Source organism: Pseudomonas sp. P4795, assembly GCF_048822895.1.
In the GTDB taxonomy this organism is placed as follows: domain Bacteria; phylum Pseudomonadota; class Gammaproteobacteria; order Pseudomonadales; family Pseudomonadaceae; genus Aquipseudomonas.
Genome location: NZ_JBMFBT010000010.1, coordinates 175,849 through 200,172 on the forward strand (window position 1 = coordinate 175,849; position 24,324 = coordinate 200,172).

Below are 24,324 nucleotides of genomic sequence, written 5' to 3' on the forward strand. Positions count from 1 at the left end.
ATGCGTAATGACGCGCAGTTTACCCTAATTCACCGTCGATTCTTCCGCCACGGCCACAGGCTTGGTCGCCACGGGCTGCGGCGGCTTGCGACGCCACTGCGGCAGACTGATCAGCACCACAGCGCTGATGATCACCAGCATCGCCAGTGCTTCTTCTATACCAATGGTCTCGCCGACAAACACGATCCCCAGCAACACCGCGACTGCCGGATTGACGTAGGCATAACTCGTAGCCGCCGCTGGTCGCACGTTTTTCAACAGATACATATAAGCGTTGAAGGCGATGATCGAGCCGAAGAAGATCAGATACGCCAGCGCCAGCCAGCCTTCCAGCGGCGGCACAGCTTGCAAGTGTTCGCAGCTGAGCGCGCTGCCGATCAACAGCACCACGCCGCCAACGAGCATTTCCGCCGCGCTGGCCATCGCGCCCTGCGGCAGCGGCAAGTGTTTGCTCCACACCGAACCGAAGGCCCAGGCAGCCGCGGCAAAAATCAGCAACGTCGCACCGAACGGACTCGATTGCAGGTTGGAACCCATGTTGAGCATGGCGATGCCGATAATGCCCAGCACCACTCCAGCCCATTCAAGACGGGTATTGCGCGCGCCCCAGAAATAGCCGCACAGCAGCGTAAACAGCGGCACCGTCGCCACCGCCAACGCCGCAACGCCCGAAGCCACCCCGCTGTGCTCGGCCAGGGTCACCGCGCCGTTGCCGCAACTCAGCAACAAAATCCCGATCATCCCCGCCGCTTTCCACTGCGCCCACGTCGGCGCCGGCACCCCGCGCCAGCGCAGGAACGCATACATCAGGCTGCCGGCAATCACGAAGCGCACACCACCGAGCATCAGCGGCGGCCAGTATTCGACGCCGATACGGATCACCAGATAGGTCGAGCCCCAAATCACATACAACGCGAAAAACGCGGCGATCAGCGGCAAGGAAAAACGGCGCAGGGCGGACATGGGCAGCTCGAATGTCAGAGACAGGGGATTGGTTATTCTAGAAAGGCCAGCGGGCAAAAATAAGTTACAAAACCTGTTTATCACGCCGCTACACTTTAGAAATCACGGAGATCAGCGGCATTTACCGCGATTTCGAAGGATTGGCTTTTTCGGGAATTCCATCATGGACAAATACGACCGCATGCTACTCAGCGCCTTGCTCGAAAACGGCCGTGCGTCCTACGCCGACCTCGCGCGCAAAGTGAACCTCTCCGCCCCCGCCGTCGCCGAGCGCGTGGCCAAACTTGAGGCCAGCGGCGTGATCACCGGGTATCAGGCGAACATCGACCTGTCGAAAATCGGCTTGCCGATCCAGTGCGTGATCGAACTGCGCCTGAACCAGCACGGCAGTCAGAAGGTGTACGACGAACTGGTGAAAATACCGCAACTGACCGAGTGCTTCCGAGTGACGGGCGATCCGTGCGTGATCATGAAAGCCGCAGTGGGTTCGATGCCCGAGCTGGAGGATCTGATCAATCGGGTGGCGAAATTCGGCTTCAGCAAGACGTCGATTGTGTTGTCGAGTGCGATAGAGAAGCGCGTGCCGTTGGGGCACATCGAAGGTAACGGCAAGTAAGGGTCACGATCATCTGTAACGCTGCAAATGCTCGCCGACTTTCGCCGCAGGGACTTTCTGCAATTTGCACAGCAAATCATGATTCAACTCACGCACTCCATGCTTGTGTCGCAGTTCGTCGGCCAGATGCGCCATCAGGTTGGCCGCCATTTCGGCGTCGGCCATGGCCCGGTGAGCCTGGCCGGTGTGGGGCAGGCGGGCGAAGGTGGTGAGGGTGCCGAGTTTGTGGTTCGGCGCGGCGGGCATCAGGCGGCGGGCGAGTAGCAGCGAGCAGGCGAAGTTTTGCAGGCGGGTGCGTTTGATGCGGCCGAGTTCGAAGTCCCAGAATTTCTGGTCGAATGAGGCGTTGTGCGCGAGCAACGGTGTGCAGCCGACGAATTCGTTGACCTCGTTCATCACCTGCTCGGCGGATGGCGCGGTACGCAGCATGGCGTTGCTGATGCCGGTCAGTTGCTCGATAAAGGCCGGGACGCGAACGCCAGCGTTCATCAGGCTCTGGTAACGCTCGACGATACGGCCGTTTTCCAGCATGACCACGGCGATTTCCGTGGCCCGGCAGCTGCTGTTCGGCGAGAGGCCGGTGGTTTCAAAGTCGATGACTGCAATGCGTTCCAAACCGGGTTCAACTCCAAATCAATTCTTGAGCAACAGCGCGCCTTCAATCGGCACATAACGGCTGGCGGCGCGGATCAGCGAATTGGCGGTCAGGCCTGGCACGCCGTAGGCGACGGCTTGTACTCCGTGTTTGCTGATAATGCGCTCAAGCAGCATGTCGAAATCGCCATCACCGGAGGCCAGTACCACTTCGTCGACGTGATCGGCAGCGTCCATGATGTCGAGGGTGATGCCCACGTCCCAGTCGCCCTTGGCCGAACCGTCGCTGCGCTGGATGTAGGGCTTGAGCTTCACGATGAAACCGAGGTTGCGCAGGATCTGCTGAAACTGCTGCTGCTTGCTGTCACCACGGTCGATCGCGTAGGCGTAGGCCTCGACGATCTGCCCGTCCTTGCTGATGTCCGCCCACAGCGCCGCATAGTTGAAGTGGCAACCATAGGCCTGACGCACGGTGTAGTAGAGGTTCTGTACATCGGCGAACACTGCGATTTTTTTCACCGGAGTTCCTCTGGGCGCGCAAGCGCATGAGCGGGATCAGGCGCGGGCGGCCTGAAAAAGGCGCTCAGTATGCCAGCCCGAAGGAAGGTGGCGCGAATAATCACCGGCAGGCACTAAGGTGGTACTGACGAGTGGTGTTGTGGCGAGGGGATTTAGCGAAACGTCGCACCGCCCCGTTGGGCAGCGGAGCGGCCCCAGTTTTTGGGACTGCTGCGCAGTCCAACGGGGCGGTGCGACGTTTCGCTAAATCCCCTCGCCACAGGTTCGGCGTCAGGACTAAGGGGGTGGATCAGACGAAGGAATCGTCGTCGCTGAAGAACGATGAGTTGTCATCGCTGTAGTCAGTGTCGGTGAACCCGCCCTGGCTATCGTTATTGGCCATGTGCTGATCATCGCCCCAGCCGTTGTTGCTCTGGTCGCTGACCTGGGCCGGCTCTTCCTTGATCACTTCAACGATTTCTTCCGGCTGCTGGTTGTGATGGAACAGGCTGCTGATGCCTTGCGCCAGCATCACGCCACCGGCTACACCCGCAGCCGTTTTCAGCGCGCCACCAAGGAAACCGCTGCCGCCGGCTTGCGGCGCGGGAAAGTTGGGCTGCGCCGCGCCGAAATTCTGTTGTGGAGGTGCCGCACCAAAATTCTGCTGCGGTGCCGGTTCACGCCAGCCGCCCGTCGACACTGGCGCGCTCTGAGCCGGACGCGAATTACCGCCAAAAATACTCGACAAAAACCCGCCGCCACTCGCCGCCGGAGCAGTCCCCTGCGCTTTGGCCGATTGCAACTCAGCCTGCAAACGTTGAACTTGCTGGGTCAGCTGTTTGTTCTGTTCATCAAGACTCTTGAGCGCAGCTTCTTGCACCAGAATCGCCTGGGTCATGAAATAACCTGCCGCCGGCTGGCGCATCAGGTGTTCCTTGATCCGCGTCTCGGCCTGGGCGTCGCGCGGGGCTGCCTCCGTTTCGGCCTGTTGCAGCCGGGAAAACAGTCCATCGATCAGGGTTTGTTCTTCGCTGTTCATGGCGACCTCGTAGATTGCCGGAGATAACGTTGCCCTCGCCCGATCCGAGCAAGGCGCCCTTCCGTAATGGAGGCAGTGACAAGATGTTTCAATGACCTTTACCGAACGTTTACGTTTGCGCAGCAAAAGCCATCATCGGTTAAAGTGAGCCACTGTTTTCGACCTGCGATCCGACCGATGAATGCCTTCGATGTACTGCGTGACTCTCTGTATTTCTTCAAACGCCATTTGGGCCGGATCGTCCAGTTGTGCCTGCCGCTGGTGATCTTCGAAGCGGTGCTGCAGCAGGTGGTCGATCACGCTGACGTGTCGCAGGACTACTCGGCGATCAGCATCATCGTCGGCCTGCTGGTGTATCCGCTGTACACCGCCGCGCTGATTCTGTTTCTCGATGCGCGCAGCCGTGGCGAGTCGCCGCGCAACCGCGACCTGCTGGCAATGGCCGCCACGTTGTGGCCGCGTTTCGCGCTGCTGACTGCGCTGAACACGTTGCTGATCCTGCTCGGCCTGTCGCTGTATTTCCTGCCGGGGCTGTGGCTGATGGTCACCCTGGCATTTGGCGAATACCTGCTGGTGCTGCGCGGCTTCAGCCCGTTGCAGGCGATGAAGGAAAGTCTGCGCCTGAGCCGTGGGCATTTTCTGCGGATCCTGGTGTGCATCTTGTGCGTGATGGCGCCGCTGTGGCTGCTCAAGGGGTTGACGCTGGAGGTGTATCCGGACCCGCAGAATCCGTTGATCGCGATCCTCATCGACAGCGCCCACAGCTTCCTGCAACTGTTCACTAGCGTGGTGCTGTTTCGCCTGTTCATGCTGATCAGTGAATCGCCCGACAAACAAAACGGAACCGTCTGACTGCGCAGGCGCTTGGGCGCACGGCCTGCACTCGGGTATGCTCGGGGCCACTTTCGTATCGCTATAAGCCGAGCCATGACCCGTCTACTGCGTTACACCCTGCTGCTGGTATTGCTCGCCCTCGCCGTGATCGGCGCGCTGATCTACAGCCTGACCTGGCGCCCCGACGCCCGCGAGACTCTGCCGATCAGTTGCTCCGGCCAGCCGCCGACGCTGATGCCAGGTCAAGCCATGAAAGTCATGACGTGGAACGTGCAGTACCTGGCCGGCAAACGTTATGTGTTCTGGAATGATCTGGCTCAGGGCGACGATGAAGCGCCGACCCGCGAAGACATGGCCTTCAGCCTCGACGAAGTGGCGCGGGTGATCCGCGACGAGCAGCCCGATGTGGTGCTGTTGCAGGAACTCGATGACGGGGCCAAGGCCAGCGACTATCAGAATCAGTTGAAACTGTTGCAGGAACGGGTCGCCGATCTGTATCCGTGCAGCGTCAGCGCTTTCGACTGGAAGGCTGATTTCGTGCCTGACCGGCACATCTTCGGCAGTGTCGGCCGGCAACTGGCGACCCTCAGTCGCTATCGCATCGAACACGCCGAACGCCTGCAATTACCGGTCGAACCATCCAACTTCATCAGTCGCCAGTTCCAGCCGAAAAACGCCTTGCTCGCGACCACCCTGCCACTCAGCGACGGCAGCCAGTTGACGGTTTTCAACACTCATCTGGATCGCGCCAGCCAATCTGATGACACCCTGCAAGCGCAAGTGACGGCGGTGGCCAAAGTCCTCGATAAATACGAAAGCCGTGGCACACCGTGGGTGATTGGCGGCGACTTCAATCTATTGCCGCTCGGCCAGTATCGACGCCTGCCGGCCGAACAACGCACGCCCTACTCCGCCGACAGCGCGCTGCATCTGCTGTGGGACAAGTATCCGATGATCCCGACCAACAACGAGGCCAGCGGCATCGACCGCGCACGCTGGCTCACGCACTACCCCAACGACCCCGGCCTGAATGGCCCGGATCGCACCGTCGACTATCTGTTCTACAGCGCCAAGATCAAACGCATTCAAGCGACGGTGCGTCAGGACGATACCTTGCGCATCTCCGATCACTTGCCGGTGATTGCACGGTTCCTGCTGCCTGCCACCCCTTGATTACCCATCCCCCTGTAGGAGCTGTCGAGTGCAACGAGGCTGCGATCTTTTGATCTTCAAGTGCCACGCGGTTTAGCCCGTGCAGTGGCCTCAGCCACCAGCGGATCATCCGGCCAATAGTGCTTCGGATAACGCCCCTTCAAATCCTTCTTCACTTCGGCATAAGTGCTGCGCCAGAAGTTGGCCAGATCCTGCGTCACCTGCACCGGCCGCCGCGCCGGTGACAGTAGATGCAACTTCACCACCTGCCGCCCGCCGGCAATTCGCGGCGTCTCGGCCAGGCCAAACAACTCCTGCAAACGCACCGCGAGAATCGGTGGATGCTCGCTGTAATCCAGACGAATCGAGGAACCCGATGGCACGCTCAGATGATGCGGTGCCAGTTCGTCGAGCTGCTGCGGCAGCGGCCAGGGCAGCAGATTGCGCACGATACTCGACAGATCCAGATTGGCGAAATGGCTGAGTCGCGAGACCTTGCCCAGATACGGCATCAGCCAGTGTTCGAGGGTTTTCAGCAGCGTCGCGTCGCTGACATCCGGCCATTGGCTCTCGCCCTTTGCGCTCAGATCCAGCTGACGCAACAGCGCCACTCGCGCCTGCCACTGGCGCAGTTCCGGGGTCCACGGCAGCAGCTCCAGACCTTTGCGCCGCACCAGATTGACCAGCGCTTGGCTGCGCGCATTTTCGTCGAGACCGGTCAGCGGTTCGCGGCTGAGGATCAGTTCGCCGACCTTGCGCTGACGCTCGGCGCGCAATACGCCTTCACGTTCGTCCCAGTCCAGTTGATCGACGCTGTGCACCTGCTCGGCGAGCACTGAGTCGAACAGTGCCGGATCAAAATCCGCCGCCAGATAAATCCGTTCCTCGCGCTGGCCCTGACGGCTGCCGAGGTCGGCAATCACGATCCATGCTTGCTTCATCAGGCTGTCGGCTTCGGCGAACAGCGCGGCGCGACCGTTGGCCAGACGATATTCCGCGCCACCGGCGCGCCGTTGCTGAGCGACACGATCCGGGTAGGCCAGCGCGAGCAAGGCGCCGAGCCAACGCGGATGATCGGGATCGCTGACCGGCTCAGTGGCTTTGCCGCGCAGATAACCGCCATATTGCCGCGCCAGTTGCCGCGCACGCTGCACGCCGCCCTGCGCGCCACGGGCCGCACGTTCTTCGCCGGACAACAGCACCAAACGGCTATGCAGATCCGCGCCCGCACCACGCAAAATATCGCGTTCGCCGAGCAGTGCGGCAACGTCGCAAGCCATCGTCGCCAGCCCCAATGCCTGACCGCGCAGCAGCAAATGCGCGATGCGCGGATGCGCCGGCAATTCGGCCATCGCCTGACCGTGGCGATTGAGTGTTTCGCCGTCCAGCGCACCGAGGCGCTGCAACAGATCCTGCGCCTGTGCGTAGGCTGCGGCTGGCGGCACATCGAGCCAGATCAAGTCTTGTGGCGTCACGCCCCAACGACCGAGTTGCAGTGCCAACCCGGCCAGATCCGCCGAGAGAATTTCCGCACTACCATAGGCCGCCAGTTGTTCGTGTTGATCCTGCGACCACAAGCGATAACACACGCCCGGCTCAAGTCGCCCGGCGCGACCGGCACGCTGGGTGGCGCTGGCCCTGGAGATGCGCTGGGTGTCGAGGCGGGTCATGCCGCTGCCCGGATCGAAACGCGGCACCCGCGCCAGTCCGGCATCGATCACCACGCGCACGCCGTTGATGGTCAGGCTGGTTTCGGCGATGTTGGTCGCCAGTACCACTTTGCGCTGGCCGGGCGGCGCCGGGTCGATGGCGGCGCGTTGTGCGTTCAGATCCAGTTCACCGTGCAATGGGCACAGCAACACGTTGCTGCTCTCGCCGATGGCATCCGCCAGTTGTTGATGAACGCGACGGATCTCCGCCTGTCCCGGCAGAAACACCAGCAAACTGCCGGTCTCATCGTTGAGTGCTTCGAGCACGGTTTGCGTCACGCGTTGATCGATGTATTCGCCGGGCTGAAACGCTCGGCCCCAGCGCATCGTCACCGGGTACATGCGGCCTTCGCTGCGCAGGATCGGCGCGTCGTCGAGCAATCCGGACAAGCGCTCGCCTTCGAGGGTGGCCGACATCAGCAAAATCTTCAGCGGCTGTTCATCGCGAAACAGCTCGCGACCGTTCAGACTCAGCGCCAACGCTAGGTCGGCGTCGAGGCTGCGTTCGTGGAATTCGTCGAAGATCAGCAGACCCACGTCGTCCAGCGCCGGATCGTCCTGCAAACGCCGGGTGAGAATGCCCTCAGTGACCACTTCGATGCGCGTGTTGGGGCCGACCTTGCTGTCGAGGCGGATGCGGTAACCGACGGTTTCGCCGACCTTCTCCCCAAGCTCGCTGGCCAGGCGTTCGGCAGCAGCGCGGGCGGCGAGTCGCCGTGGTTCGAGCATGAGGATGGTCTGCCCGTTCAGCCATGCTTCATTGAGCAGGGCCAAAGGCACGCGGGTGGTTTTACCGGCGCCGGGCGGTGCTTCGAGCACGGCTTCGTTGCGTGTCGCCAAGGCTTCACGCAGGGCGGGTAAAACTTCATCGATCGGCAACGAATTCATACTGGCTCCAAAGCAGAGCCGCGAGTATAACGGCGAACTGCCGGGCGTTCGTCAGGGTCTTAACTTCACCCGACTACGCTTCGTTAATAGATGACTCAGGAGATTTCCCATGCGCTTACCTTTTCGCCTGATTGGCGGTGTACTGGTTGCCACCCTGCTCACACAAATCACCGCGTGCGGTTCGATTTTCTATCCCGACCGGCGTGGGCAGATCGACGGCAAGATTGACCCGGCGATTGCCGTGCTCGATGCCGTCGGCCTGTTGTTCTACATCGTTCCCGGCCTGATTGCGTTTGCCGTGGACTTCGCCACTGGCGCGATCTATTTCGAACCGGGCCACACCGCCCAAGTCGATCCGGCCAAGCTCAAGCAAGCCATAGGCCCCGACGGTCAGGTCGATAACCTCAAGTTGCAGGCGATTCTCGAAAGCGAGTTGGGCCGTAACTTGCCACTGGATGATCCGCGTCTGATCCAGCACAAGGGCAGCACTCAGCAACTGGCGATGTACGGCCTGCAACCTGCCGCATAAGGAATCGATGCACCCATGACATCCAGCCCCAAACACGCCCGCCTGCTGCGGCTAGCGACCCGCGCCTCGGTGGCGGTGGCCTGCACGTTGATCATCGCTAAAGCCATCGCCTGGTGGCTGAGCGGTTCGGTGAGCATGCTCGCCGGCCTCACCGATTCGGCGCTGGATGGCGTGGCGTCGGTGCTCAACCTGCTCGCGGTGCATTACGCGCTGCGTCCGGCGGACGACGATCATCGTTATGGGCACGGCAAAGCGGAATCGCTGGCCGGCATGGCGCAGGCGCTGTTCATTGGCGGCAGTGCTGTGCTGATTGCGTTTCAGGCCTACGAGCGACTGAACAACCCGCAACCCCTCGGCGCACCGTGGCTGAGCATCGGCGTGATCGTGTTTTCGCTGGCCCTGACGGCGGCGCTGCTGGTGCTGCAGCATCGGGTGATCAAGGAGACTGGCTCCAACGCCGTGCGCGCGGACTCGCTGCATTACCGTTCGGACATGTTGCTTAACGGCAGCATTCTGATTGCGCTGGTGTTGGCGGGATTGGGTTTCGAGCAACTGGATGCGTGGTTTGGTCTGGGAATCGCCGCGTACATTCTGTGGAGCGCCATTCAGATCGCGCGGGAAAGTTTTTCCGTGTTGATGGATGAAGAACTGCCGACGGACGTCAGCCAGCACATGCTCGAACTGGCTTGCGGTGTGCCCGGCGTATTGGGCGCGCACGATCTGCGCACGCGGATTTCCGGCAATCACTGGTTCGTGCAGTTGCACCTGGAATTGCCGGGGGAACTGACGCTGTCAGTCGCCCACGGCATCAGTGATCAAGCGGCGGATGCGATTCACGCTGCCTACCCACGGGCCGAAGTGCTGGTGCACGCCGACCCGCAGGAAGTGGTCAACGCCGCTCGGGCTCAGAAGTTGACCTGATAACCGCGACTGCTCAGGCAACTGCCCTGCGCCTGACGGTAAGCCTGAACCACTTCGGGCGCCGGTTGATAGGTCGCGGTGCGCGGATCGAAACCGCTTTGTTGCACCGCGTACTGATAGCACTGATAACCGTCCTGCTGCACTTGCTGCGGCGACTGACCGTTAGCCGGATACGCTTCGACGTCATAGCCATTACTGGTCGGCTGCGGTTGCTGCTGCACCGGCGGCTCGACCACCACGTAATCCTGCGTGGTCTCTTGATAGGCGTAATACGAGCCGGCGGCGAGGAACAGCAGCGAACCGCCGATCCACACTTCGCGCGCGTAATCCGGCAGGTACTGCGTACGAATCCCGCGCGGCGGCTGGACCACGATGTAACGCGGGCCTTGCGGGCGATACCAGTAGCCGCCGGAGTAGAAATAATCCTGGCCGCGATACGGCACGCGGTAGTCACGATCCTGGAACCGGTCGATCACATGCCCCGGCCGATATTGCGGGCCAGGGCCCCAGCCGTTGCCACGACCGTCTGGACGACCGGCCCAGTGATTGTCATTGGGGCGATTGCCGGTCTGCCACTGCTGGTTGTGGCCGTTCTGCGGACGTTCGTCGCGGTAGTAACCCTGGCGCGGTTCCTGAGTCTGGCGCACGGCGTCGGGGCGCGGCTGGATCGGCAGACTGTTGGCTGGCGATTGCGGCGGAGGCGGCTGGCGCGACGGATCGGGATTGTACGCAGGACGGTTCTGGTTCTGATTTTGGTTCTGCCATTGGCCGTTATGCTGCGGCTGTCCGTTGTGCTCGAACTGGCGGCTGTTGTCGCCACGAATGATTTCGTTGTTCTGCGGGCTGCGGCTCTCGGGATCATCGGCAAGTGCTTGCGCACCGACACTCACACACAGCAAACCAACACCGGCCAGCTGCCAGATGCGCGACTTCATGAAATTCCTCACTGCGGCTCAGGCCTGTGATTAAGAATGGCGTGTAGCTAAGACCGGGCAAATACATACCGGGTTCTGCTACAGGTTATCAGTCACGCAACTTATTTATTGAGCGCCGGGGCAGCAAATCGCGCGCAAGAAAAAAGGGAGACCCGTCGGCCTCCCTTCTAGAGAATTGCGTCCTGGCTCGACGCTTATGACGTCGGCTCACCTCACGCCGTCTTGTGGGCAGTGTGCAGCTCGGGGGCCGGCCCAGCCCCGGTGGGGGTGGCGGCCGCGGCAGGCCGGATTGGGCGGGCCGCGTGGACTGTGTTACCGAGCAGTGATTCTGGTGTTAAGAATAGGCCCGAGGCTGCGACACAGGATTGCGAAGATTGCTCGAATAAACACTACTTGCGCAATTTTTAACCCTGGATAGATAATCCGCCGCAATAGTTACGACAAAGGACCGATTGATGAGCAAACTCGACCGTTACGACCTGAGCATTCTGGCGGAATTGCAGCGCGACGCCCGCATCTCCAACCAGGAACTGGCCGAGCGCATCGGTCTGTCGCCCTCGCCGTGCTCGCGCCGGGTCAAGCAACTGGAAGACGACGGCTACATCTCGCGTCAGGTCGCGCTGCTGGATCGCAAGATGCTTGGTCTGAGCCTGACGGCTTATGTACTGATCGGCATGGATCGGCACACGCCGGAGCGTTTCGAGAATTTCGAAGCGGCGATTCGCACGTTGCCGCAGGTGCTGGAATGCAGCCTGGTGACGGGCGTGGATGCTGACTATCAACTGAAAGTGGTGGTGCCGGACATGGATCACTACCAGAAACTGCTGCTGGGGCATTTGACGCGAATTGACGGGGTGACAAGCGTGCGCTCGAGTTTTGTGTTGAACCAGGTTTTGAACAGCACTGAATTGCCGCTGACTCATCTGCGTAGCTGATCCCGCGATCTATCTGTAGGAGCTGTCGAGTGCAACGAGGCTGCGATCTTTTGACTTTGATATTTTACAAAACAAGATCAAAAGATCGCAGCCTCGTTGCACTCGACAGCTCCTACAAAACCGGGTTTTCAAATCTGTGACTGCGGCAGGTCAATGCTTGGAGATTCAAGCTTGGCGTATAATCCCCGCCGCCCTTTCAGCCGCAACCGCGCCGGAGAACCCCGATGGATCCTGCACTACTTGAAGAGTGGATGATGACCGGCCTGGTCAGCATCCTGATTATTTTCATGGGTTTCATCGTCTGGGATCTGGCGAAGAAGTCCAAGGCCGGGCGCTTTGGCTCGTTCATTCTGTTCTTCGTGCTGGGCCTGGGTGTGGCGGCGTTCATCATCAAAAGTGTGGTGATCGGCCTGATCGAATCCGGCGCCTTATAAGCGCGGCGGCGCTTCTTTCCACTGGCCCTGATCGAGCCCTTCGATGCTCCAGTCGCCAATCCTCACCCGCACCAGACGCAAAGTCGGCAAACCCACTGCCGCCGTCATCCGCCGAACCTGACGATTACGCCCTTCGCGAATCACCAATTCCAGCCAACTGGTCGGCACGCTTTTGCGAAAGCGCACCGGCGGGTTGCGTGGCCACAGCTCGGGTTCGTCGAGTTGTCGCGCCTCGGCCGGCAAGGTCATGCCGTCATTCAGCTCGACGCCATCGCGCAGACGCTGCAACTGTTCGGCCGTCGGCTCGCCTTCCACTTGCACCCAATAGGTTTTCGCCAGTTTGTGTTTCGGATCGGCGATCCGCGCCTGCAACTGGCCGTCATTGGTCAACAGCAGCAAACCTTCGCTGTCGCGATCCAGCCGCCCCGCCGGATAAATCCCTGGCACGTCGATGTAATCCTTGAGCGTCGCCCGCCCTTCGCCGTCGCTGAATTGCGTCAGCACATCGAACGGTTTGTTGAACAGGATCAGCTTCGGCTCGGCCGGCGGTGCTTTGGCGACGCGGCGCGCGGCGGAAAGAGCTGGCTTCGCGCCGGGGTGGCGGGAAGGTGGACGTGGGGGACGCGACATAATAAAGAAGACATTTAGCGATCAGGGCTGCTAATGCTAGTGCCCCGACCGCCAAATGACCACGACAAACCGTTAGCGGAACGGCGGCTCGTCGAAGCTGCGCAGTTTGCGCGAGTGCAGCGAGTTGAGTTCGGTGCGCAACAGATCCACCGCTTCAATGCCGATCTTCAAGTGCTGACTGACCGCACGCTCATAGAAGGCGTTGGCCGAACCCGGCAGTTTGATTTCGCTGTGCAGCGGTTTGTCCGATACGCAAAGCAATGTGCCGTACGGCACGCGCAAGCGATAACCCTGCGCGGCAATCGTGCCGCTTTCCATGTCCACCGCGACGGCGCGGGACAGGTTGATCAACGGTCGCTCCTGGGCCCAGCGCAACTCCCAGTTACGGTCGTCGTAGGTCAGCACGGTGCCGGTGCGCAGGCGTTTTTTCAGGTCGTCACCCTTCTCGCCGGTGATGTTGGCGGCCGCTTGTTGCAGCGCCATTTGCACTTCGGCGAGTGCCGGGATCGGAATGTTCGGCGGCACCACGCGGTCGAGAATCCCGTCGCGGCGCATGTAGGCGTGGGCCAGCACGTAGTCGCCAATGGTCTGCGACTGACGCAAGCCACCACAGTGACCGATCATCAGCCAGCAATGCGGACGCAGCACGGCCAAATGGTCAGTGATGTTCTTGGCGTTGGACGGGCCGACACCGATATTGACCAGTGTCACACCGTGGCCATCGCTGGCGATCAGGTGATAGGCCGGCATCTGGTAACGGTGCCAGACCACACCGGCGGCAATCGCCGAGGCTTCACCGTGATCCATGCCCTTCTCGATGATCACGTTGCCCGGCAACACCATGCGTACGAAACGCGGGTCGCTGCGCAATTGCTCCAGACCGTGGACGATGAACTGGTCAACGTAGCGGTGATAGTTGGTCAGCAGGATCCACGGCTGCACATGACGCCAGTCGCTGCCGGTGTAGTGCACCAGTCGGCGCAGCGAGAAGTCCACCCGCGCGGCGTCGAACAAGGCCAGTGGCAGGGGATCGGTGTTTTCCCAATCGTAGAGACCGTCGGCGATACCATCGGTGGCGGCGGACAGGTCGGTGCTCGGGAACACTCGCGCCAGCACGGCAGCGGTGACGCCGGAGCCAGCCAGTTCATCGCCCTGCTCGACCACGTACGGATACGGAATGTTCTGCTGGCTGACGCCGACCTCCACGGTGACGGTGAAGTCGTGCATCAACGGCACCAGCTGTTCCAGCAGGTATTTGCGGAACGCTTTCGGATGGGTGACGGTGACGCTGTAAGTGCCCGGCAACTGCACTTTGGCGTAGGCGCGGGTGGTCTGCGGGACTTCGCCATGGCAATGATAGGTCAGACGCAGTTCGGGATAACGGAACAGGGCGCGCTGCGCGGCGTCCGGCTCGACGCGATCCTTGAGGTAACGCTTGAGCGCCGAGTTCAGCGCAGTCGTGGCCTGCTCATGCAGTTCGGCCAGACGATCCACGGCTTGTTCGGCGGTTGCAACGACAATAAACGCTTCGGTCACGATCAGCTTCCTGTGTTCTGACTTGCAGAGCTTCATCTTGCCTGCATCGTGGCGCGACGGGAACAGTGACATGTTGGCAACCACACAATATGTGGGCCGCCACAATCACTGTAGGAGCTGCCGCAGGCTGCGATCTTTTGATCTTGTCTTTAAATCTACAGATCAAAAGATCGCAGCCTTCGGCAGCTCCTACACGGGAATTGTGTTGGATCAGAAAGATTGTGGGGTTGAGCGGGCGACGATGGCTTCGACATCCAGCCCACGCGGCAACGCACCATAAACCCGGCCACCACCACTCAGGCGACTGGCGATGAACGCATCGCTGACCGCTGAATTCCCAGCCTCGAGCAACAGCTTGGCTTGCAGCCCCAAGGCAATGTCCTCGGTCAACTGCCGCGCCCGATACTGAATGTCACTGGTATCTTTGAACGACGCCTGCAACTGCTGGATATGCGCCGCCAGGCGTTTATCGCCATGCCCGTCGCCCATCTCGCTGAACAACACATCAAGCACGCCCGGCTCTTTCGACAGTGCTCGCAACACATCCAGACACTGCACGTTACCCGAGCCTTCCCAGGTCGAATTGACCGGCGCTTCGCGGTACAGGCGCGGCAGGATGCTGTCTTCGACATAGCCAGCGCCGCCCATGCATTCCGCCGCTTCGTTGATCATTGCCGGCGCGCGTTTGCAGATCCAGTATTTACCCACCGCCGTCACCAGCCGGGCGAATTGCGCTTCGTGGCGATCGTCCAGATGATCCAGCGCCTTGCCCATGCGCAGACTCAGCGCCAGCGCCGCTTCGCTTTCCAGCGCGAGATCCGCCAGTACGTTTTGCATCAAGGGTGTTTCGCTGAGGATTTTGCCGCCGACCGTGCGATGCACACAGTGGTGGCTGGCCTGGGTCAGCGCCTGACGCATCAAAGCGCTGGAGCCGACCATGCAATCGAAACGGGTCATCGCGACCATTTCGATGATAGTCGGCACGCCGCGCCCTTCCTCGCCAACCATCCACGCCAGCGCGCCACGGAATTCGACTTCGCTGGACGCGTTCGAGCAATTGCCGAGTTTGTTTTTCAGACGCTGAATGTAGAACTGATTGCGCGTGTCGTCCGGGCGATGGCGCGGCAGCAGGAAACAGGTCAGGCCCTTGTCGGTCTGCGCCAGCGTCAGGAACGCATCGCACATCGGCGCCGAGCAAAACCACTTGTGCCCGACCAGTTCATAAGCCTGACCCGGCCCACTGGCGCCGACCGGATAAGCCTTGGTAGTGTTGGCGCGCACATCGGTGCCGCCCTGTTTCTCGGTCATCGCCATGCCGATGGTCACGCCGGCCTTGTGCGCCATACCAACGTTGCGCGGGTCGTACTCGGTGGCGAGGATTTTCGGCAGCCACTGCTCGGCCAGATTCGGCTGCAAGCGCAGCGCCGGCACACTGGCGAAAGTCATGGTCAGCGGACAACCGCTACCGGCCTCGGCCTGACTGTGCAGATAACTCATGGAGGCGCGGGCAACGTGGGCACCGTCCTGCGGATGCGTCCATGGCAGCGAAGTCAGGCCATGTTCGATCGCAGTGCGCATCAACTGGTGATACGCCGGATGAAATTCCACCAGATCGATGCGATGACCGTAGCGGTCGTGGCTGGTGAATACCGGTTTGTTTTGATTGGCGAGGAACCCGGCTTCCATCAACGGCCCGCCGGCCAGTGCGCCGTAGGCATCGATGCGCGACTCGGCCCACCCGGCCCCGAAGCGCCGCGACCACTCTTGCAACGGCAGGTCGATGCGGTACAGGTTGCTGCCGTCCAGCGAGGGCGGCTGGTTGGTGACGTCGTGGGTTTCGGCGAACTGATGCAGGTTCATGACGGGGCTCCTTTGGTCAGCCAGAGCCTCAGTTAAGCACCGCACCGAGGCTGATCAAAGTGTCATATCGGCCTAAATGACGGCGCTTTCGCCCCATCAAACGCACAGCACTCGTCGCTCAAGCGCGGCGCGCAAGTCTTCGAATTTCACCGGTTTGCTCAGGTAATCGATCAACGCGCCGGTCGCGCAATGCTCGCGATCCGGATTCAGCGCGATCATGAACACCGGCAGGTGCGCGCATCCCGGCAAGTCACGAATGCGGCAGCACAACGAGGCGCCATCGAGGTTCGGCAACTGGCAATCGATCAGCACCGCGTCGAACGGCTCACGCTGTAAGTAATCCAGCGCGGCCGCTGCGTGGTCAGCGGTGCGTACGCGAAAGCCGAGCTTGAGCAGCATGCCGCGCATCACCAGTTGATTGACGCTGTTGTCGTCCACCAGCAGCACCGTGCAATCCTGCGGCGCGCGCTCGGCGTCCCGAATCATCGAGGGCGCCGCTTCCACCACCGGTAACTCGAACTCCACGTCCAGTTGAAAGCGGCTACCGCTGCCAGGCTCGGAACGGTGCGTGAGTTTGCCGCCGAGCAATTCAACCAATTGACGACAAATCGCCAGACCGACGCCCAACCCGCCATATTCGCGAGTCATCGAACCGTCGAGCTGGAAGAAACGCTGATACATGGTCGCCTCGCCCAGATCGGTGAAGCCGATGCCGGTGTCGATCACTGCGAACGTCAGCGCCATACGATTACCCTCGGCCGGTTTGCCGGTGACGCGCAGCGCCAGACCGCCAACGCGGGTGAACTTGATCGCGTTATCCAGCAGGCATTCGAGGCATTGCGCGAGTTTCGCGCTGTCGCCCTGCAGACGATCCGGCAGGGTCGGCAGCACCTCGACCTTGAAGTCCAGCGACTTGGCCGCCGCGTTGCCGTCGAATTGCGCACGCAGCGCCTCGACCACCCCGCGCAGGCTGAAGCTGCCCGATGCAACCTTGAGCTTGCCGGCCTGCAATTCGGTGAGGGTGAGGATGCCGTTGACCATGCGCATCATGTCCCGCGCGGAACTGGCGGCGGTCTGTTGGTATTGCTCCAGCTCCGAATCCATCTCCACGGTCTGCATCAGTTCCAGCGAACCGATCACACCGTTCATCGGCGTACGCAATTCGTGGGTCAGGGTGGCGAGGAATTCGTCCTTGAGCTTGTTGCTGTGGGCCAGTTGCTGGTTGAGCACTTCGAGTTTTTGCCCAGCATCGAACAAGGTCTGCGCCTGCTGCTCGCGCATCGCGTTGATGCGGTCGGCCAGCGCCAGCGACAGCAGCGCCACTTCGATCGCCGAGCCGATCTGGCTGGCGTACATGGTCAGGAACACGTTGGGCAGCAAGCCGAGGACCATCATCGTGTTGACCACGCCACCGAGCAGGAACGCCGACCAGGCGATGATGAAGTAACGCGCCACGCGCAGCCCGCGCCACCAGGCGAGAATCCCGGCGGCGAAGATCACCACGGTGAAGGTCAGCGCCAGCGTCGTCGCCAGGCGCAGGGCTAGGGCGTAACTGGTCATCAGCGACAGACCGACCACCAAGGCGCCGAAGGCGATCAGCGCGATCAGCACGCGATCAAGCCAAGGGCTGTAGATTTTGGTCTGCAAGAAACTGCGGGCGAACTGGCTGCCGAACAGCCCGGCGCAACCGATAAAGAACGGCGTCGCAGCGTTGGCCCACCACGGATTGTCCGGCCAGAAATACTCGACCGCCGCGCCGTTCACCGACAATTGATAGAGGCCGAACGAGCCGATGTAGAAGATGTAATACAGGTAGCTGGTGTCGCGCACGCTGAGGTAGATGAACAGGTTGTAGACCAGCATCCCCAGCAGCACGCCATAAATGATGCCCAGCACGTACAGGCGCACCGGCTGATCTTCGAGATACGCGGTGCTCGACCACAAAGTGACCGGCGCCTGAATCGAGCCTTCGCTGGACAGCCTTAAATAGACGGTTTGTAGCTGGTCAGGCTTGAACGTCAGATCGAACAGGTAATTGTTCTGGCGAATCTCGCGACTGGCGAACGGCAACGCGTCACCGGTCTGGCGAATCAGACGGAACTCGCCATTCGCGTCGGGCAAGTACAGATCGAGATGATCGAGCGGCGGATACGCCAGTTCCAGCAACCAGGTGCGCTGGGCAGCGGGATTGCTCGGGCGGTAATGCAGATCAATTTTCAGCCAGAACGCCGAGCGCGAGTAACCGGCATTCAGCGTGGCTTTGTCGTGGGCGTTGAAGTTGCCGGCAGCGGCTTGCGCACGCACGTCGGCAATGCTCGCCGTGCCGCTCGCGTCTTCAAACACTTGCAGGGATCGCCCAAGCGGGAGGCTCTGGGTGAATTCGTCGAATTCGACGGCGTTTGCCAGAAGGGGCAAACACAACAGCAACATCAAAAAATAGCGCATTGAAGCCCCAGCGTGGCTCGTCCGGTTGTGTCAGGAAGCCCCCCATTCCTTTTGAGTAGACGTACAACCGGTATCAAATGTTATTGGTTTGGATCCAGCCTAGCATAGCCGCTGATGGCCATTGAGCACCATTGAAATATTTCCTACAAAGGCTCTAGAACGGGCGTTCCAGAGCAGATGCGCGGGCTAGAGCTGTTGAGTCGGTCAGATTCAGTTGAAAAGCTCGCAGCCTTCGACAGCTCCTACAGTTATCGGCGCCGATACAATCTCCTGTAGGAGCTGCCGCAGGCTGCGATCTTTTGATCTTGCCCTGTGGGTCCGCACCCGAAAAAGATGTTTGGTGGTAAGCTCGCGCACCATGAATATCTACAGCTCCCGCCCCGTTGTCCTCTGTCTCTCCGGCCACGACCCCAGTGGTGGCGCCGGCTTGCAGGCAGATATCGAATCCCTGCTCGCGCAGGGTTGTCATGCGGCGCCGGCCGTCACCGCCCTGACTGTGCAAGACACGGTCAACGTCACGGACTTCCGCGTCCTCGACCGTGAGTGGGTGCTGGCGCAGGCGAATGCCGTGCTCAACGACTCCGAAGTCGCAGCGGTCAAACTGGGCATGCTCGGTTCGCTGGAAATGGTCGACACCGTGGTCGAGCTGCTTTCGGCGCATCCGCATCTGCCAGTGGTCTGCGATCCGGTGCTGCGTGCCGGCGGTGGCGGACGTCTGGGCAAGGACGAAGTCGGCTATGCGATGCGCGAGCGTCTGCTGCCGCTGTCGATCATCGCCACACCCAATCTTCCCGAAGCGCGAATCCTCGCCGAACTGCCGGAAGGCACCGCCGACGAGTGCGCGGAAAAACTCCTGCCGTTCGTCAAGAATCTGCTGATCACTGGCGGGCATGGCGACGAAACTGAAATCCACAATCGCCTGTACAGCCGCGACGGTCTGCGCGAAACCTTTTATTGCCAGCGTCTTCCAGGCAGCTATCACGGGTCCGGTTGCACCCTGGCCAGCGCCTTGGCCGGTCGACTGGCCCAAGGCGAAAACCTTGCCAGCGCCGTGCGCAGCGCCCTCGATTACACTTGGCGCACCTTGCGCGATGCCGAACAACTGGGCAAAGGCCAGTTCGTGCCGCGTCGTCTGCCGCTGGATTTCTGCTCGTAACGTCGTGAGGTGTGCCTGATGAAACTCCGTGGCCTGTATGCCATCACCGACAGCCAATTGCTGGCCGGCAAGTTTCTGTCTTACGTGGAGGCGGCGCTCGAAGGCGGCGTCACCCTGCTGCAATACCGCGACAAGAGCAGCGACGAGGCTCGGCGCTTGCGCGAGGCCGAAGCACTGCGCGATCTGTGCGAGCGCTACAAGACGCAACTGATCATCAACGATGACGCCGAACTCGCCGCAAGACTGAACGTCGGCGTGCACCTCGGGCAGACCGACGGCCCGCTGTCGCCGACTCGCGCCCTGCTCGGCTCGAAAGCGATCATCGGTTCGACCTGCCACGCGCAGATTGCGCTGGCCGAACAAGCAGCAAAGGAAGGCGCGAGTTACGTCGCCTTCGGCCGTTTCTTCAACTCCAACACCAAACCCGGCGCGCCGACTTGCAGCCTCGATCTGCTCGACGAGGCCAAACGCACACTGCATCTGCCGATCTGCGCGATTGGCGGCATCAGCCTCGACAATGCCGCGCCACTGGTGGCCCACGGCGTCGATCTGCTGGCCGTGGTCCATGGCCTGTTCGGCGCCGAGAGCACAGCAGAAGTGACGCGCCGCGCCCGCGCATTCAACGAATTGTTCAAATCCTGATTTTTGAGAGCCCGATCATGTCTCGTTCCGAAACCCTGTTTGCCAACGCCCAGAAACACATTCCCGGTGGCGTCAACTCGCCGGTTCGCGCATTCAAGAGCGTTGGCGGCACGCCGCTGTTCTTCAAACATGCCGAAGGCGCCTACGTTACTGACGAAGACGACAAGCGTTATGTCGATTACGTGGGTTCCTGGGGGCCGATGATCCTCGGCCACAGCCATCCGGAAGTGCTCGACGCAGTGCGCAATCAGCTGCAACACGGCCTGTCCTACGGCGCGCCGACCGCGATGGAAACCGAGATGGCCGATCTGGTCTGCTCGCTGGTGCCGTCAATGGAAATGGTGCGCATGGTCAGCTCCGGCACCGAAGCGACCATGAGCGCGATCCGTTTGGCCCGTGGTTACACCGGCCGCGACAGCATCATCAAGTTTGAAGGCTGCTACCACGGCCACTCCGACAGCCTGCTGGTCAAGGCCGGTTCCGGTGCACTGACCCAAGGTGTGCCGAGCTCGGCCGGTGTACCGGCGGCGTTCGCCAAACACACCCTGACCCTGCCGTTCAACGACATCGACGCGGTTGAAAAGATGCTCGCGGAAGTCGGCCAGGAAGTGGCGTGCATCATCGTCGAGCCTGTGGCCGGCAACATGAACTGCGTGCCACCGGCGCCGGGTTTCCTCGAAGGCCTGCGCAGCCTGTGCGACAAACACGGCGTGGTGCTGATTTTCGACGAAGTGATGACCGGTTTCCGCGTTGCCCTCGGCGGCGCTCAAGCGCATTACGGGGTGAACCCGGACCTGACCACCTTCGGCAAGATCATCGGCGGCGGCATGCCGGTCGGCTGCTTCGGTGGCAAACGCGCAATCATGGAACGCATCGCGCCGCTGGGTCCGGTGTATCAGGCAGGTACTTTGTCGGGCAACCCGTTGGCCATGGCCGCTGGCCTGACCACTCTGCGCCTGATCAGCCGTCCGGGCTTCCACGCCGAACTGACCGATTACACCACGCGTCTGCTTGACGGTTTGCAAGAACGCGCGGACGCGGCGGGCATTCCGTTCGTGACTACTCAGGCTGGCGGCATGTTCGGTCTGTACTTCAGCGGCGCTGACGACATTGTTACCTTTGAAGACGTGATGGCCAGCGACGCTGCGCTGTTCGGGCGCTTCTTCCACTTGATGCTCGAAGGTGGCGTGTACCTCGCACCGAGCGCATTCGAAGCCGGTTTCACCTCGATCGCTCACGGCGACGCCGAGCTGAAAATCACCCTCGATGCTGCCGAGCGCGCCTTCGCTGCACTGAAGTAATTGCCGGACCGCTGACGTTGGCCATTGCCAGCGTCAGCATTTACCTACACCCCCGCCCTTTTTCCGACGCCTCTGGCAAAAATCTCCCCTAAAGTGGGCGATATATTCCCCGCGCAGCAGAAAATCGAGTAAAGACTTTGTAAGGTTGGCCCTGCTTATTTCATAATGCGCGCTTATTGGATCCCTCGACGGGTCCGCGTGCCCTTCAGAGGTAAGTCGATTCTCATGAACCGCACCGGCCGCACCCTTGCATTGGGCTGCCTGTTGCTCCTTCAGCCCCTGCTCGCACATGCACAAGCAGGCGGCAACTCGTTGTTGATCCCGGCGATGGGTCGTTGCACCCTCAATACTCAGCCGCAAGACGTCACGCAGGCGCTCGCTGCCTGCCAAAAGGCTGCGGATGAAGGCGACGCGCAGGCGCAATACGAGTTGGGTGAGTTCTACTACGACGGCAAGAATGCGCCGCGCGACCTCAATCAGGCCCTGAGCTATTTCGAAAAGGCCTCGCTGCAAGGCCATGCCCAGGCGCAATTCAAGCTAGGCACCATGTTCTTCCACGGCGAAGGCGTGCAGGCGAATAACATTCAGGCGTATATCGTGCTGAAGATGGCGGCGGTCAACGGTGCGGAAGACGCACTGGATACGGCTGACGAAGTGTCCGAGAAAATGTCCCGCGAAGATCTCGAGACCGCCACCCAGGTACTCGGGCAGATTTTCCGCAAATACCTGATGGAATTGCAGAGCGCCGACGGCCGTACGCCGTTTTCGCCGCTGCCCTGACGCAGGCTACTTCTCAGGCATCGGCACCGGGAATGGCATTACATTGCCCACCCCGCCACGCGCTTCGCTGATTTTCGGGGTGCCGAGGCGTTCCACTTCGTCGATGCGCACAATCGAATGCATCGGCACAAAGCTGCGCACCACACCTTCGAACTGCGCCTTGAGCTTTTCTTCGCTAGGATCGACGACCACCTGAGTGCGCTCGCCAAAGACGAATTCTTCCACTTCCAGGAAGCCCCACAGATCGCTTTGATAGATCTGCTTGGCGTACATTTCGAACACCTGGCCCTGGTTGAGGAAAATCACCTTGTAGATTGGAGCTTCGCGTTTGGTCATGGCGGGCGGAAACACATCGGGGATAAAAATGAGGGCGCGAACTATAGCATAGCCGCCGGACGCGCAGCGGTAGGAACCTGGGGACATGTTCCCTATAATGCGCGGTTCTTTGAATCACGTGACGATCCGAATCCATGGCCAAGAAGCTTTACATCGAAACCCACGGTTGCCAGATGAACGAGTACGACAGCTCGCGCATGGTCGATCTGCTGGGTGAACATCAGGCCCTGGAAGTGACGGCCCGCGCCGAAGACGCCGACGTGATTCTGCTCAACACCTGCTCGATCCGCGAACGCGCCCAGGATCGGGTCTACTCCCAGCTCGGCCGCTGGCGCGAACTGAAACTGGCCAACCCGGAGATGGTGATTGCCGTCGGCGGCTGCGTGGCCAGTCAGGAAGGGGCGGCGATCCGTGATCGCGCCCCGTATGTCGACGTGGTGTTTGGCCCGCAGACCCTGCACCGCCTGCCGGAAATGATCGACGCTGCACGCATTACCAAACTGCCGCAAGTCGACGTCTCGTTCCCGGAAATCGAAAAATTCGACCACTTGCCCGAGCCGCGCATCGACGGCCCAAGCGCCTATGTCTCGGTGATGGAAGGTTGCAGCAAGTACTGCACGTTCTGCGTGGTGCCTTACACCCGTGGCGAAGAAGTCAGCCGACCGTTCGACGACGTACTGGCGGAGATCATCCACCTCGCTGAAAACGGCGTACGCGAAGTGACTCTGCTCGGGCAGAACGTCAACGGCTATCGCGGCACCACCCACGATGGGCGCCTGGCCGATCTGGCGGAGCTGATCCGCGTGGTGGCCGCCGTCGATGGCATCGACCGCATTCGCTACACCACTTCGCATCCACTGGAGTTTTCCGACAGCCTGATCCAGGCCCACGCTGATGTGCCGGAGCTGGTCAAACACCTGCACTTGCCGGTGCAATCGGGTTCCGACCGGATCCTGTCAGCGATGAAGCGCAACCACACTGCGCTCGAGTACAAATCCAAGCTGCGCAAACTGCGCGCGGCGGTGCCGGGGATCTGCATCAGTTCGGACTTCATCGTCGGCTTCCCGGGCGAGACCGAGAAAGATTTCGAGCAGACCATGAAGCTGATCGAAGACGTCGGCTTCGACTTTTCCTACTCGTTCGTCTACAGCCAGCGTCCGGGCACTCCGGCCGCCGACCTGGCCGATGACACGCCGGAAGCGTTGAAGAAAGAACGCCTCAACGCCTTGCAGCACCGTTTGAATCAGCAAGGCTTCGAGATCAGCCGACAAATGGTCGGTTCGACCCAGCGCATTCTGGTCACTGACTACTCGAAGAAAGATCCGGGCGAGCTGCAAGGACGCACCGAGAATAATCGTATCGTCAACTTCCGCTGCGACAATCCGACCCTGATCGGCCAGTTCGCCGACGTGCACATCGACGCGGCGCAACCGCACTCGCTGCGCGGCTCGTTGATCCAGTAACAAATTCCGAAATCAGTGGAGATCAAATGTGGGAGCTGGCTTGCCAGCGATAGCGGTGCAACAGGCGACATTTTTGCTGGACTTGCTGGCCTCATCGCTGGCAAGCCAGCTCCCACAATGGACTGCGC

At 60.9% G+C, this 24,324-nt stretch carries 23 protein-coding genes; 12 read left to right on the forward strand and 11 right to left on the reverse strand.

Annotated elements, in window-relative coordinates:
- Positions 1-24: 24 nt before the first annotated feature.
- Positions 25-963, reverse strand: coding sequence for a drug/metabolite exporter YedA (yedA, locus tag ACOI8A_RS24980; protein WP_420648501.1), 939 nt, complete (start codon positions 961-963; stop codon positions 25-27).
- 163 nt (positions 964-1,126) lie between these two features.
- Between yedA and ACOI8A_RS24985 the strand changes: the two genes are divergently transcribed.
- Positions 1,127-1,579, forward strand: a complete 453-nt coding sequence (locus ACOI8A_RS24985; protein ID WP_420648502.1) for an Lrp/AsnC family transcriptional regulator — start codon at positions 1,127-1,129, stop codon at positions 1,577-1,579.
- 9 nt (positions 1,580-1,588) lie between these two features.
- Here the strand turns inward: ACOI8A_RS24985 and ACOI8A_RS24990 are convergent, their stop codons facing one another.
- The 3 genes from ACOI8A_RS24990 to ACOI8A_RS25000 form a co-directional block, all read right to left on the reverse strand.
- Positions 1,589-2,194, reverse strand: coding sequence for a PolC-type DNA polymerase III (locus tag ACOI8A_RS24990; protein WP_420648503.1), 606 nt, complete (start codon positions 2,192-2,194; stop codon positions 1,589-1,591).
- 18 nt (positions 2,195-2,212) lie between these two features.
- The gene (locus ACOI8A_RS24995; RefSeq protein ID WP_042561201.1) at positions 2,213-2,692 is read right to left on the reverse strand and encodes an NYN domain-containing protein; all 480 of its coding nucleotides are present in this window, start codon (positions 2,690-2,692) and stop codon (positions 2,213-2,215) included.
- A gap of 289 nt (positions 2,693-2,981) precedes the next feature.
- A complete protein-coding gene (locus ACOI8A_RS25000; RefSeq protein ID WP_420648504.1) occupies positions 2,982-3,710 on the reverse strand; it encodes a DUF2076 domain-containing protein in 729 nt (242 codons plus the stop codon).
- Positions 3,711-3,887: 177 nt separating this feature from the next.
- Between ACOI8A_RS25000 and ACOI8A_RS25005 the strand changes: the two genes are divergently transcribed.
- Entirely contained in the window at positions 3,888-4,562 is a 675-nt protein-coding gene (locus tag ACOI8A_RS25005) for a YciC family protein (protein ID WP_420648505.1), read from the forward strand.
- A 75-nt stretch (positions 4,563-4,637) separates the two neighbouring features.
- Positions 4,638-5,717 (forward strand): endonuclease/exonuclease/phosphatase family protein, encoded by a 1,080-nt coding sequence (locus ACOI8A_RS25010; protein ID WP_420648506.1) that lies wholly within the window; start codon positions 4,638-4,640, stop codon positions 5,715-5,717.
- 56 nt (positions 5,718-5,773) lie between these two features.
- Here the strand turns inward: ACOI8A_RS25010 and hrpB are convergent, their stop codons facing one another.
- Complete coding sequence (hrpB, locus tag ACOI8A_RS25015) at positions 5,774-8,293, reverse strand: ATP-dependent helicase HrpB (RefSeq protein ID WP_420648507.1); 2,520 nt, start codon at positions 8,291-8,293, stop codon at positions 5,774-5,776.
- Between the two features lie 109 nt (positions 8,294-8,402).
- On the opposite strand from hrpB, the gene ACOI8A_RS25020 reads away from it, so the two are divergent.
- Positions 8,403-8,822 (forward strand): polyribonucleotide nucleotidyltransferase, encoded by a 420-nt coding sequence (locus ACOI8A_RS25020; RefSeq protein WP_420648508.1) that lies wholly within the window; start codon positions 8,403-8,405, stop codon positions 8,820-8,822.
- A gap of 15 nt (positions 8,823-8,837) precedes the next feature.
- Complete coding sequence (locus tag ACOI8A_RS25025) at positions 8,838-9,743, forward strand: cation diffusion facilitator family transporter (protein ID WP_420648509.1); 906 nt, start codon at positions 8,838-8,840, stop codon at positions 9,741-9,743.
- Here ACOI8A_RS25025 and ACOI8A_RS25030 read toward each other — a convergent pair.
- Positions 9,728-10,678 (reverse strand): DUF6515 family protein, encoded by a 951-nt coding sequence (locus ACOI8A_RS25030; RefSeq protein ID WP_420648510.1) that lies wholly within the window; start codon positions 10,676-10,678, stop codon positions 9,728-9,730. The two genes, ACOI8A_RS25025 and ACOI8A_RS25030, sit on opposite strands and share 16 nt — an antisense overlap.
- A 455-nt stretch (positions 10,679-11,133) precedes the next feature.
- Here ACOI8A_RS25030 and ACOI8A_RS25035 point away from each other — a divergent pair, with 455 nt between their 5' ends.
- Both ACOI8A_RS25035 and ACOI8A_RS25040 read left to right on the forward strand, forming a co-directional pair.
- Positions 11,134-11,613, forward strand: a complete 480-nt coding sequence (locus ACOI8A_RS25035; protein WP_042561225.1) for an Lrp/AsnC family transcriptional regulator — start codon at positions 11,134-11,136, stop codon at positions 11,611-11,613.
- 224 nt (positions 11,614-11,837) lie between these two features.
- Positions 11,838-12,047: a DUF2788 domain-containing protein gene (locus ACOI8A_RS25040; RefSeq protein WP_007909655.1), complete on the forward strand. Its 210-nt coding sequence runs from the start codon at positions 11,838-11,840 to the stop codon at positions 12,045-12,047.
- Here the strand turns inward: ACOI8A_RS25040 and ACOI8A_RS25045 are convergent.
- The 4 genes from ACOI8A_RS25045 to ACOI8A_RS25060 form a co-directional block, all read right to left on the reverse strand.
- Entirely contained in the window at positions 12,042-12,677 is a 636-nt protein-coding gene (locus ACOI8A_RS25045; RefSeq protein ID WP_420648511.1) for a pseudouridine synthase, read from the reverse strand. The genes ACOI8A_RS25040 and ACOI8A_RS25045 overlap by 6 nt on opposite strands.
- 72 nt (positions 12,678-12,749) lie before the next feature.
- On the reverse strand, positions 12,750-14,249 hold the full coding sequence (gene amn, locus ACOI8A_RS25050; RefSeq protein WP_420648622.1) for an AMP nucleosidase: 1,500 nt from the start codon (positions 14,247-14,249) through the stop codon (positions 12,750-12,752).
- Between the two features lie 174 nt (positions 14,250-14,423).
- Entirely contained in the window at positions 14,424-16,073 is a 1,650-nt protein-coding gene (locus tag ACOI8A_RS25055; RefSeq protein ID WP_420648512.1) for an acyl-CoA dehydrogenase family protein, read from the reverse strand.
- Between the two features lie 96 nt (positions 16,074-16,169).
- Entirely contained in the window at positions 16,170-18,518 is a 2,349-nt protein-coding gene (locus ACOI8A_RS25060; protein WP_420648513.1) for a 7TM diverse intracellular signaling domain-containing protein, read from the reverse strand.
- A gap of 358 nt (positions 18,519-18,876) precedes the next feature.
- Here ACOI8A_RS25060 and ACOI8A_RS25065 point away from each other — a divergent pair, with 358 nt between their 5' ends.
- The 4 genes from ACOI8A_RS25065 to ACOI8A_RS25080 all read left to right on the forward strand — a co-directional run bounded on the left by ACOI8A_RS25065 (position 18,877) and on the right by ACOI8A_RS25080 (position 22,397).
- Complete coding sequence (locus tag ACOI8A_RS25065) at positions 18,877-19,674, forward strand: hydroxymethylpyrimidine/phosphomethylpyrimidine kinase (RefSeq protein WP_420648514.1); 798 nt, start codon at positions 18,877-18,879, stop codon at positions 19,672-19,674.
- 18 nt (positions 19,675-19,692) lie between these two features.
- Positions 19,693-20,316, forward strand: a complete 624-nt coding sequence (gene thiE, locus ACOI8A_RS25070; protein WP_420648515.1) for a thiamine phosphate synthase — start codon at positions 19,693-19,695, stop codon at positions 20,314-20,316.
- 17 nt (positions 20,317-20,333) lie between these two features.
- Entirely contained in the window at positions 20,334-21,617 is a 1,284-nt protein-coding gene (gene hemL, locus ACOI8A_RS25075) for a glutamate-1-semialdehyde 2,1-aminomutase (RefSeq protein ID WP_420648516.1), read from the forward strand.
- Between the two features lie 225 nt (positions 21,618-21,842).
- The gene (locus ACOI8A_RS25080) at positions 21,843-22,397 is read left to right on the forward strand and encodes a tetratricopeptide repeat protein (RefSeq protein WP_003228518.1); all 555 of its coding nucleotides are present in this window, start codon (positions 21,843-21,845) and stop codon (positions 22,395-22,397) included.
- A 6-nt stretch (positions 22,398-22,403) separates the two neighbouring features.
- Here ACOI8A_RS25080 and ACOI8A_RS25085 read toward each other — a convergent pair whose 3' ends face one another.
- Positions 22,404-22,733: a DUF1820 family protein gene (locus ACOI8A_RS25085; RefSeq protein WP_007958692.1), complete on the reverse strand. Its 330-nt coding sequence runs from the start codon at positions 22,731-22,733 to the stop codon at positions 22,404-22,406.
- Between the two features lie 134 nt (positions 22,734-22,867).
- Between ACOI8A_RS25085 and miaB the strand changes: the two genes are divergently transcribed.
- Complete coding sequence (gene miaB, locus ACOI8A_RS25090) at positions 22,868-24,196, forward strand: tRNA (N6-isopentenyl adenosine(37)-C2)-methylthiotransferase MiaB (RefSeq protein ID WP_420648517.1); 1,329 nt, start codon at positions 22,868-22,870, stop codon at positions 24,194-24,196.
- Positions 24,197-24,324 lie beyond the last annotated feature (128 nt).

Excerpts from the sequence above, each read along its gene's own strand:
- ACOI8A_RS25025 (WP_420648509.1), top strand. The coding sequence starts at position 8,838 with ATGACATCCAGCCCCAAACACGCCCGCCTGCTGCGGCTAGCGACCCGC.
- ACOI8A_RS25040 (WP_007909655.1), top strand. The coding sequence starts at position 11,838 with ATGGATCCTGCACTACTTGAAGAGTGGATGATGACCGGCCTGGTCAGC.
- ACOI8A_RS25030 (WP_420648510.1), bottom strand. The coding sequence starts at position 10,678 with ATGAAGTCGCGCATCTGGCAGCTGGCCGGTGTTGGTTTGCTGTGTGTG.
- thiE (WP_420648515.1), top strand. The coding sequence starts at position 19,693 with ATGAAACTCCGTGGCCTGTATGCCATCACCGACAGCCAATTGCTGGCC.
- hrpB (WP_420648507.1), bottom strand. The coding sequence starts at position 8,293 with ATGAATTCGTTGCCGATCGATGAAGTTTTACCCGCCCTGCGTGAAGCC.
- ACOI8A_RS25005 (WP_420648505.1), top strand. The coding sequence starts at position 3,888 with ATGAATGCCTTCGATGTACTGCGTGACTCTCTGTATTTCTTCAAACGC.
- amn (WP_420648622.1), bottom strand. The coding sequence starts at position 14,249 with ATGAAGCTCTGCAAGTCAGAACACAGGAAGCTGATCGTGACCGAAGCG.
- ACOI8A_RS25000 (WP_420648504.1), bottom strand. The coding sequence starts at position 3,710 with ATGAACAGCGAAGAACAAACCCTGATCGATGGACTGTTTTCCCGGCTG.
- hemL (WP_420648516.1), top strand. The coding sequence starts at position 20,334 with ATGTCTCGTTCCGAAACCCTGTTTGCCAACGCCCAGAAACACATTCCC.
- ACOI8A_RS25045 (WP_420648511.1), bottom strand. The coding sequence starts at position 12,677 with ATGTCGCGTCCCCCACGTCCACCTTCCCGCCACCCCGGCGCGAAGCCA.
- ACOI8A_RS25085 (WP_007958692.1), bottom strand. The coding sequence starts at position 22,733 with ATGACCAAACGCGAAGCTCCAATCTACAAGGTGATTTTCCTCAACCAG.
- yedA (WP_420648501.1), bottom strand. The coding sequence starts at position 963 with ATGTCCGCCCTGCGCCGTTTTTCCTTGCCGCTGATCGCCGCGTTTTTC.
- ACOI8A_RS25060 (WP_420648513.1), bottom strand. The coding sequence starts at position 18,518 with ATGCGCTATTTTTTGATGTTGCTGTTGTGTTTGCCCCTTCTGGCAAAC.
- ACOI8A_RS25020 (WP_420648508.1), top strand. The coding sequence starts at position 8,403 with ATGCGCTTACCTTTTCGCCTGATTGGCGGTGTACTGGTTGCCACCCTG.
- miaB (WP_420648517.1), top strand. The coding sequence starts at position 22,868 with ATGGCCAAGAAGCTTTACATCGAAACCCACGGTTGCCAGATGAACGAG.
- ACOI8A_RS25035 (WP_042561225.1), top strand. The coding sequence starts at position 11,134 with ATGAGCAAACTCGACCGTTACGACCTGAGCATTCTGGCGGAATTGCAG.
- ACOI8A_RS24985 (WP_420648502.1), top strand. The coding sequence starts at position 1,127 with ATGGACAAATACGACCGCATGCTACTCAGCGCCTTGCTCGAAAACGGC.
- ACOI8A_RS25055 (WP_420648512.1), bottom strand. The coding sequence starts at position 16,073 with ATGAACCTGCATCAGTTCGCCGAAACCCACGACGTCACCAACCAGCCG.
- ACOI8A_RS25080 (WP_003228518.1), top strand. The coding sequence starts at position 21,843 with ATGAACCGCACCGGCCGCACCCTTGCATTGGGCTGCCTGTTGCTCCTT.
- ACOI8A_RS25065 (WP_420648514.1), top strand. The coding sequence starts at position 18,877 with ATGAATATCTACAGCTCCCGCCCCGTTGTCCTCTGTCTCTCCGGCCAC.
- ACOI8A_RS25010 (WP_420648506.1), top strand. The coding sequence starts at position 4,638 with ATGACCCGTCTACTGCGTTACACCCTGCTGCTGGTATTGCTCGCCCTC.